At 54.7% G+C, this 8,965-nt stretch carries 7 protein-coding genes and 1 pseudogene; 6 read left to right on the forward strand and 2 right to left on the reverse strand.

The window, feature by feature from the left end:
- The 3 genes from AC222A_RS18050 to AC222A_RS18060 form a co-directional block, all read left to right on the forward strand.
- The coding region (locus AC222A_RS18050; RefSeq protein WP_486775383.1) for a 30S ribosomal protein S15 at window positions 1-132 on the forward strand (132 nt) is incomplete at its 5' end.
- Between the two features lie 75 nt (window positions 133-207).
- The gene (gene pnp, locus AC222A_RS18055) at window positions 208-2,334 is read left to right on the forward strand and encodes a polyribonucleotide nucleotidyltransferase (RefSeq protein ID WP_372748143.1); all 2,127 of its coding nucleotides are present in this window, start codon (window positions 208-210) and stop codon (window positions 2,332-2,334) included.
- A 136-nt stretch (window positions 2,335-2,470) separates the two neighbouring features.
- The gene (locus tag AC222A_RS18060) at window positions 2,471-3,901 is read left to right on the forward strand and encodes an SDR family NAD(P)-dependent oxidoreductase (RefSeq protein ID WP_486775382.1); all 1,431 of its coding nucleotides are present in this window, start codon (window positions 2,471-2,473) and stop codon (window positions 3,899-3,901) included.
- Window positions 3,902-3,910: 9 nt separating this feature from the next.
- Here the strand turns inward: AC222A_RS18060 and AC222A_RS18065 are convergent, their stop codons facing one another.
- A complete protein-coding gene (locus tag AC222A_RS18065; protein WP_372758785.1) occupies window positions 3,911-4,666 on the reverse strand; it encodes an SDR family NAD(P)-dependent oxidoreductase in 756 nt (251 codons plus the stop codon).
- Window positions 4,667-4,678: 12 nt separating this feature from the next.
- Window positions 4,679-5,446 (reverse strand): SDR family NAD(P)-dependent oxidoreductase, encoded by a 768-nt coding sequence (locus AC222A_RS18070; RefSeq protein ID WP_372749911.1) that lies wholly within the window; start codon window positions 5,444-5,446, stop codon window positions 4,679-4,681.
- A gap of 142 nt (window positions 5,447-5,588) precedes the next feature.
- Here AC222A_RS18070 and AC222A_RS18075 point away from each other — a divergent pair, with 142 nt between their 5' ends.
- From AC222A_RS18075 to AC222A_RS18085, 3 genes and pseudogenes are all read left to right on the forward strand, one after another.
- Window positions 5,589-6,719, forward strand: a complete 1,131-nt coding sequence (locus AC222A_RS18075; RefSeq protein ID WP_372749912.1) for a helix-turn-helix transcriptional regulator — start codon at window positions 5,589-5,591, stop codon at window positions 6,717-6,719.
- Between the two features lie 149 nt (window positions 6,720-6,868).
- The gene (locus tag AC222A_RS18080; RefSeq protein WP_372758783.1) at window positions 6,869-8,062 is read left to right on the forward strand and encodes an alpha/beta hydrolase family protein; all 1,194 of its coding nucleotides are present in this window, start codon (window positions 6,869-6,871) and stop codon (window positions 8,060-8,062) included.
- Between the two features lie 80 nt (window positions 8,063-8,142).
- Window positions 8,143-8,965 (forward strand): annotated as a pseudogene (locus tag AC222A_RS18085) (acetyl-CoA hydrolase/transferase C-terminal domain-containing protein); the annotation flags it as partial.

Consider the following 8,965-nt stretch of genomic DNA (forward strand, 5'->3'; position numbering starts at 1 on the left):
GGTAAAGATCACCACTCGCGTCGCGGCCTTATTCGCATGGTTAACCAGCGCCGCAAACTGCTGGACTATCTGAAGAAGAAAGATGCAGGGCGGTACACCACCCTGATCGGACGTCTCGGCTTGCGTCGTTAATACAAAGCACAGTGTGATTGGGGCCGGTTTCGGCCCCAATACATTTATAAGACCTCAATGGAGGAAAACTGAGTGATAAATCCCGTTCGTAAAACATTCCAGTGGGGTGGCCATAAGGTTACTCTGGAAACAGGCCGTATCGCACGTCAGGCGACCGGTGCTGTACTGGTGTCGATGGACGATGTATCGGTTTTGTGTACCGTAGTCGGTGCCAAAACGGCCAAAGAAGGACAGGACTTTTTCCCGCTGTCCGTACACTATCAGGAACGTACCTATTCAGCCGGTAAAATCCCCGGTGGTTTCTTCAAGCGCGAAGGCCGACCTTCCGAGAAAGAGACCCTGACCTCGCGTCTGATCGACCGACCGATTCGTCCGCTGTTCCCTAACGGATTCAAAAACGAAGTACAGGTTGTCTGTACGGTCATGTCGTCAGAAAAGGACGTTGATCCTGATATCGCTGCGATGATCGGCACCTCTGCCGCGTTGGCGATTTCCGGCATTCCTTTTGCTGGTCCCATCGGCGGTGCACGTGTTGGTTACAGCGCCGACAAGGGCTATTTCCTGAACCCCACCTACTCGGAGCTGGAAGCCAGCGAGCTGAACATGGTGGTGGCTGGTACCGAGCAAGCGGTACTGATGGTTGAGTCGGAAGCTTCTGAGCTGACCGAAGACCAAATGCTGGGTGCAGTATTGTATGCCCACCAGGAAATGCAGGCGGTTATCAAGGTTATCAATGAGCTGGTTGCTGAGACTGGTAAGCCCAAATGGGAGTGGTCGGCGCCGGAAGAAAACACAGCATTGATGGCTGCGGTTGCCGATGGTTACAAGGCTGCGCTTGGCGATGCGTACCGCATCACCGACAAAATGGAGCGTTACGGTAAGGTAAGCGAACTGCGTGAGCAGGCGATTGCCAGTATCGCCGGTGAAGGTTCTGAATTCAGTGCCGACGATGTAATCGGTGTATTTGCCAAGCTTGAGAAAAATATTGTTCGCCAGCGAATCCTGAACGGTGAAGCCCGGATTGACGGTCGCGACAATCGCACTGTGCGTCCAATCTCTGTTGAGGTGGGTGTACTGCCCAAGGCTCACGGTTCTTCGTTGTTTACCCGCGGTGAAACTCAGGCTATTGGTGTTGCCACGCTGGGTACCACTCGCGATGCGCAGCTGATTGATGCCCTGGAAGGCGAGCGCAAAGACAACTTCATGCTGCACTACAACTTCCCGCCTTATTCAGTCGGTGAGTGTGGACGCATGGGTGGCACTGGCCGTCGTGAAATTGGTCACGGTCGTCTGGCGCGTCGAGGTCTGGCTGCTGTTCTGCCAACTGCCGAAGAATTCCCGTACACCATTCGCGTGGTGTCGGAGATCACTGAATCCAATGGTTCCAGCTCCATGGCTTCTGTCTGCGTAGGCAGCCTGTCGCTGATGGACGCAGGTGTGCCGCTCAAGGCGCCGGTTGCCGGTATCGCCATGGGTCTGGTCAAGGAAGGTGAGCGTTTTGCCGTTCTGACTGACATTCTGGGTGATGAAGATCATCTCGGTGACATGGACTTCAAAGTTGCAGGTACTGCCAACGGTATCACTGCTCTGCAGATGGATATCAAGATCGAAGGTATCACTGAGAAGATCATGGAAATCGCACTGGAGCAGGCTCAGCAGGCTCGACTGCACATTCTGGGGCAGATGAACCAGGTACTGCAGGCACCGCGTGAAACTGTATCCACCAATGCGCCTAGCATGACTGTGTTGAAAGTTGAGTCGGACAAAATCCGTGACATCATCGGTAAAGGCGGCGCAACCATTCGCAGCATCTGTGAAGAGACCGAAGCCCAGATCGATATCGAAGACGACGGTACCGTGCGAATCTATGGCGCCAACGCTGAATCGCGTGATGCGGCTGTAGATCGTGTACTGGCGATCACCGCTGAAGCTGAAGTGGGTGCGGTATACACCGGTAAGGTGTCGCGCATTGTCGACTTCGGTGCGTTTGTCACGATTCTGCCTGGCAAAGATGGCTTGGTACACATTTCTCAGATCGCTCACGAGCGTGTGGAAAATGTATCTGACTACCTGAAAGAAGGCGACGATATCCAGGTGAAAGTTCTGGATGTCGATCAGCGTGGCCGTATCAAACTCTCTATTAAAGAGTTGATTGAAAAAGCGGAAGCGCCGGCTGAAGCCAGTGAAGAAGCAGACGACTGATCACGTGTTGTGATAGAACAAAAGGAGCTTCGGCTCCTTTTTTTGTGCCTGTAAGTTAGGGTTTGCTCGCGAGTCCGGGTTTGATCTGGCAGTGACATGCGCACGTAGAACAGCAAGTGATTATTTGGAGGCAGGCGTGAAAGCAAATTTGGATGAGACCATTGTGGTGGCTCGCTCGCTGGCGGATTGTTTTCGCTATGTGAAAGATTTTTCTACCATTGAACAGTGGGACCCCGGTGTATACCGGGCAGAAAAAATTACTTCGGGGCCGGTGCATGCGGGGACGGAGTTTGCATTGCAGCTCAATGTCGCTGGCGCACGGTTGTCCATGACCTACCAGCTGTGCTCGTTTGTAGAGAACGAGCAGCTGGTGTTGGAGGGCGAGGGCCGCAACCTTCATGCTGTCGACACCATCGATTTCAGAGATTGTGGCGATGGACGCACCGAAATCCATTATCGCGCTGAACTGCGTTTGAAAGGTGTGCCACAAATTGCTTCGCCAGCTTTTATGCCTGTGCTGCGCAAGGTTGGGAGCAAGGCGGTTGGCGGCTTGAAGACCGCGCTCACGCTTCCTGCGGCCGCGCCCACGACGGGATTTAACGCCGCGCTGAAAGATCGACTGGTGTTACCCGCAGCGCTGGACTTCACGGAACGCGGTTATCTGGCAATGCCCAACAAGGCGCTCAGCCAGTTTATGGATGGCAAGACCGTAGTTATAACCGGGCCTACCTCGGGCTTGGGTCTGGCAGCGGCTAAGGAATTTTCCCGGCTCGGCGCAAGTCTGGTATTGGTTGGTCGGGGCCAGGCGCGCCTGGGTGAAGCGCGGCAAGAGATTCTGGCTTTCAGTGGCGCGGCTGAAAATAGCGTTGACCTAGTTGAAGCAGAGTTGTCGCTCATGGCAGAGGTGAGTCGTGCCTGCGATGAGATACTGTCCCGTCATAAGTGCATCGACGTGCTGGTTAATAACGCAGGTGTATTGCCGCTCAGTCGGCAGGTAACTGCCGAAGGCAATGAGTTAACTCTGGCGGTTAATCTGCTGGCGCCAGTGTTGTTGATGCACCGGTTGTTGCCGGCCTTGAAAAACGCGTCTGGGCGAGTCATCAATGTGGCCTCCGGGGGGATGTATCTCAGTGGTGTTGCCTTGGGTGATATGCAGTTCAGCAAAGGTGCGTTCGACGGTACTAAAGCATACGCGCGCGCCAAAAGAGCACTGGTTTCGTTGACCGAATGCTACGCTGAAGATTGGCAGCAGTTTGGCGTCGATTGCCACAGTATGCATCCGGGGTGGGCGTCTACGCCGGGCGTCGCCAAATCACTGCCGGTTTTCAACAAGGTGCTGGCCAGGAAGTTGCGTGATGCGCGGATGGGAGCTGACACCGTGGTTTGGCTGGCAGCATCACAGGAACTTGCGGGGCTTAGCGGCGATTTCTGGTTTGACCGGCAAGTGCATACCACTGCCGTTGTGCCTGGAACCGCACTGTCGAGCGGGAAAAGCCGGGCTCTAAAACGCTGGGTAAATAATGTATTGGGCCTAGAGGGCAATGAGCCATTGGGGCTCACACGTTAGGCGGATTGTTTAGTCTACCGTGCGCCCCTGATCTACGTTGTACACAGCGCCATGTACGGCCTTTGCCTCACTCGAGGCGAGAAACAACACCGTGGCGGCCACATCGTCGGGTGGCATGAACCCGCGGGCTGAGGCTGAGCGCATAATCAGTTCAAAATCCATGTCGTCGGCAAAGCTAATATTGTGTACTTGGGGGGTGTCCATCCCGCCGGGGCAGACTGCGTTAACTCGCAATCCGGTGTTGATAAACTCTAGAGCAAGTGCGCGGGTGAGGCCAATAAGGCCGTGCTTGGCTGCGCAGTAACTGGCTGAATATGGTTGTCCCTGAGACGATGCCAGAGAGCCAATATTGACGATATTTCCCTGTGTTTCCAGCAGAGCGGGAATGGCCGCCTGAGATAGGAAAAAGGGGGCGTTGAGGTTGATTGCTAGATCGTCGTGCCAGTCTTCAGCGCTAACCGAATGGCTGTGGCGAAAGCGGTGCACTCCGGCTACATTCAGCAGGATGTCTAATCTATCGAAATGATTCAGCGCTGCGGCAACTGCGGTATGACAGTTGGCGGCGCTCGACAGGTCGATATCGAGGGTTATTAAGCGTGCCTGTTCAGTTTCGCAGGAAACCTCATTTTGTAGCTGCGCAAGCTTTTCTCTTGAGCTGGCAACTGCCAGTACCCGCGCGCCTTCGCCAAGAAGCTGGAGCGCGCAAGCGCGGCCGAGCCCGGAAGAGGCGCCAGTTACCAAGGCTACTTTATCGGTAAATCGCAAAGGCTTCATCGTTCAGGTAGAGGCCTTGATAATACGCCATAGCAGACCTGGGAAATGTCGGCGCAACCACGTCAGTATTTTGGCTTCGGCGCCCGGATAGAGAAATTCCTTGTCAGCAGCGATCGCCTTTTCTACCTCATCGACGATGAACTCGGGGCTCGCCATACGGCCTTTTTCACGTGATTCTCGAATGTTTTTGGTGTCTAGTGCCTGATCGATCAGGGGCGTGTTCACCATGGGCGGATTTACCGCAAGAATATGAACACCGCTGCCCCGGTTCTCGTGAATAAGCACTTCTGTATAAGCGTTGGTCGCCGCTTTACTGGCGTTGTAGGCGCCCAGTTCCGGCGCCATCACATATCCGGCAATCGAGCCATAGACCACGATCAGTCCGCGCTTTCGCTGCTGCATGCGAGGTAGCATCACCTTGGTAAGGTGCACCGTTCCGTTGTAGTTAATTGCCATCATCTTGGTGATGAGGTCGGCAGGCATGTCCACCAATGGTCCGGTGGGCATAATGGCCGCGCAATGCGTTAGCTGGTCAATCGGGCCGAGTTTTTCCTCTACGGCCTCAATGGTTTCCCTTACCTGTTTCAAATCCGAAACATCGCAGCGAAAGGTAGTGATATTGTCAGATTCAGCGGCAGTTTTCGCCAGCCCCTCGTCGTTCATATCCAGCACGGCGACTTTAATCCCGCGACGGGCAAGGCGTATCGCGGTTAATTGGCCCATCCCGCTGGCACCGCCAGTTACAATGGCGGTCTTTACGTCAAGTGGCATGCTGGCTTCCTCGGTTTTTTCAGTGTGTTTCGCAGTGTGCCACAGGCGCGGATTGGCGCTTAATGAAGATTTTTTCACCTGTTAATGACGTTTCCCATTATTGGTCGTACTCGTCATAATGGTGGAAAGGAGAACAAGCCCTATGCGTATCACACCGGATGTCAGCGAGTTACTAGCGAGTATCTATGAGGGGCCGCTCGAGGCGGAACCCTGGCAGTCTTTTCTTGTCCTGTTGCGCTCGGTGATGGGAGCCAACTCAGCCACGCTGGTCCTCAAGCCGCCGTCCACAAGTGAGCGCGGGGTGCTGCGGATAGATGGGGGCCGTATGGAAGGGGTGGCCCGCTATCAGGAAAGTCTGTTTGCCATGGATCCTTTTCTGCATATACCGCCGGGCGAGGTAAAAACCCTGTTGGAACTCATTCCCGAGGAGGAATGGGTGGCGAGCGAACTCTACAAAGTGTGTATGGAACCGGCGGGTTTTTATGACAGTCTCGGGGTAGATATGCACGTGCCCGGCGAGATGGAGGCCGGTTTGCGGGTGACGCGGGACAAGGCCTCACCGCGATTTACGGATAACGACAAAGCCTTTATGCGCGATATAGTGGGGCATCTGGAGCGCGCGATCCGCATCCATGTGCGGATGAATAAAATTGAGTCTGAACGTGCCCTGTATGCCGGTGCAGTGGATCAGTTGTCGTTGGCCACTATATTGCTGGACGAAAAAGGGGCTGTACTGTCCTGTAACCGTATGGCGGAACAGCTGCTGGCACGTGAACCGGAGTTGCAGGTAAATAATGGCTACCTGCAGGTTGGTGACGAAGCGACCACCACTGAGTTGCAGCGTTTGATTGGTCTGGTGCTGGAGCAACAGCAACACGGAGGCCCTGCCGTGATTGAAGCCATGCGTATCAGGCGCGATGGCGACTATGCCGACCTTGGGGTTGCGGTGCGCCCGGTGCCGATGAATGAGTGGTCCGAGGGGCGTTCCGTACCAACGGTCGCGATCTTCATCAGTGATCCCGATTTTGGTGCCGAAGCGCCAGTGCAGGTCATCACCCGCCTATTCGGATTTACTCCCACTGAAGCACAGCTGTCTCTGTTGCTGGCCGAAGGTCTGAGTTTGGATGAGGCATCCCAAGCGTTGGGTATCAGCCGCAATACGGCGCGTACCCACTTGCGTTCGGTGTTCAACAAGACCGGTGTGAGCCGGCAAACTCTGCTGGTGCGCCTGATTCTCAAAAGTGTCGCCCAATTGGCATGGGAAGGAGGCTAGGCTGGAGCCATAAGCCACTGAAAATAGAGATGTTCCGCGGTTTGAGTCATAGATTCTGTGAATTTGACCGTTGTGTCATATTACTGTAAATAAAGGGGTTACCACTTCAAAATGCAGTATGGCGGTAGTGCCGTAGAGGAAGGCTAGGTGTGATCATTGATCGAATAAATCCCCCCCGAATAATGTTGGCCCTAGGGCTGCTGTCAGCCCTATTGTCGGGTTGTAATAGCAGTAGTAGCAGCTCATCCGGAACAGGTAGTTCCAGCAGCTCGATCGTTGTCGAGAGCTTTATCAACGACGCACCGACGCGACTGGCAGCATTTGATGTGGAGGGGCCGCGCGACCCCCTGTGTTCTCCCGATGAAGCCTCGGGGCTGCCTCTGCCTCTGGCTTATATGGCCTATCGTCGAGATGAAACGCCAACGCGCTTGGTGGTATTTGCCCATGGTATTTCCCATGAGGTAAATCGCAGCTGGGTACCGCATATGCGCCGTGAACTCATGCTCGCCCGGTTTTTACAGAACAACCCCGGCAATGTAGCTTTTGTAAGCACAAACTATCGCGACAACTATGGTTTTCCCGCGCTGCGTGGCGCCCACGATACCATTGCTGCCACCCTGCATATGCTTGAAAAATTTCCTACCATCGAAACTGTTTATCTGTTCGGTGTCTCGATGGGGGGCGCTGTTTCCGGTACTGCGATAGCCGAGTCGGTTGATCTGGCCAATGGCGGCTCAAAGTTTACCGAAGACGGCTCTCCGCTGTTTGATTACTGGATCGACGTAGAAGGTGTAAGTTCGATAATTGAGACATACTCCGAAGCTGCGGCCGCTGCCGGGGGTACCGGCAATGAAACAGCGATGGCGGCCCAGTCTGGCATTGAGCGGGATACTGGCGGTTCGCCCGTGCAATGTCCGCTGGCCTACGAGCGTCGATCACCTGTTTTTCAAGCGGCACTGATGAAGCGGGCCGGTATCCGGGCCGCGACGGTAGTGCATGCAGTCAATGATGGTCTGGTGCCCTACAATCAGGGGCGGCAGATGGCTGGAGCGCTTGCGACTGCCACCATCCCCACCCAGTTTTATACCATTGTCGGTGTTTTTCCCGGGCAAAACCCGGGTAGTACCGGCACCGGAACACTGGGCGCCGGTGAGGCAGATCCGTTGTTGAATCTGGCGGGCCACGCCTCGGAAGCTGACGCTTTTCATCCGGTTATGCGTACGGCGTTTGAGCAGTTACGCAAAATGCTGGATGGCACGTACAACGAAACGGCGCCCTATTTTGAGTGTGTCATTGATCCCAACCTACCGCCTGATTCCTGCCAGGTAGACCAGTTTCAATAGCAACGGTAAGCGATTGAGCTATTCACTCCTGTACCTTCAGTGACGAGAGTGGATAATGGCCAGACTGAACGGGAGAAATTATGTCTTCGACAGCCTGGCTGAACGGCGCCGACGATGTCGTCAATCGCTTATTGCTACAGCTTGGAAAAACACTGGTTGTTGCTTTGCCACTTGGCCTCGGCAAACCAGTGCCTTTGGTCAATGCCCTGTACCAGCGGGCTAAAAATGATCCGTCAATTAATCTCACTTTTCTGACAGCGCTCAGTCTGGAGCGTCCGCCGCCGGGTGATTCATTGCAGTCCCGCTTTCTCGAGCCGACGCTGCAGCGTATTTATCACGGCTGTCCGTCGTTGGCGTATATGCACGACCTGCGCGAGCAGACGGTGCCAGCCAATATCACCATCAAGGAATTCTTTTTTCAGCCCGGTAGTCGTCTGGGTAACGCGCATGCGCAGTATCACTACATCAGTTCGAATTACACGCATGCCGCCCGAGACGTGTTCGAAAACGGCTGCAATGTTGTCCTGCAGATGGTGGCTAGCCGTGAAATTGATGGGCGTCGTAAGCTCAGTATGAGCTGTAACCCTGATACATCGGCAGAGCTAGTCGAACGGCTCACAGCATCGGGGCGCGAATTCCGGTCGGTTGCCGTTCTCAATCGCGAGCTGCCCTACATGTGTGGTGACGCTGAAGTGGATCCGGATTTTTACGATATGGTGCTCGAGGCGCCTACGCTTGATCATCCGTTATTCAGTGCGCCCAAGCTTCAACCTTTGGGAGACGTGGATTATCTGTTGGGTCTGCATGCCAGCTGTCTGGTTGCCGATGGTGGAACCCTGCAGATTGGAATTGGTGCGCTGGGTGACGCAGTAACGTACGCCTTGTGTTTACGACAACAGAACA

The sequence above is a fragment of the Litorivivens sp. genome (genome assembly GCF_057445395.1).

Excerpts from the sequence above, each read along its gene's own strand:
- AC222A_RS18070 (WP_372749911.1), bottom strand. The coding sequence starts at position 5,446 with ATGCCACTTGACGTAAAGACCGCCATTGTAACTGGCGGTGCCAGCGGG.
- AC222A_RS18075 (WP_372749912.1), top strand. The coding sequence starts at position 5,589 with ATGCGTATCACACCGGATGTCAGCGAGTTACTAGCGAGTATCTATGAG.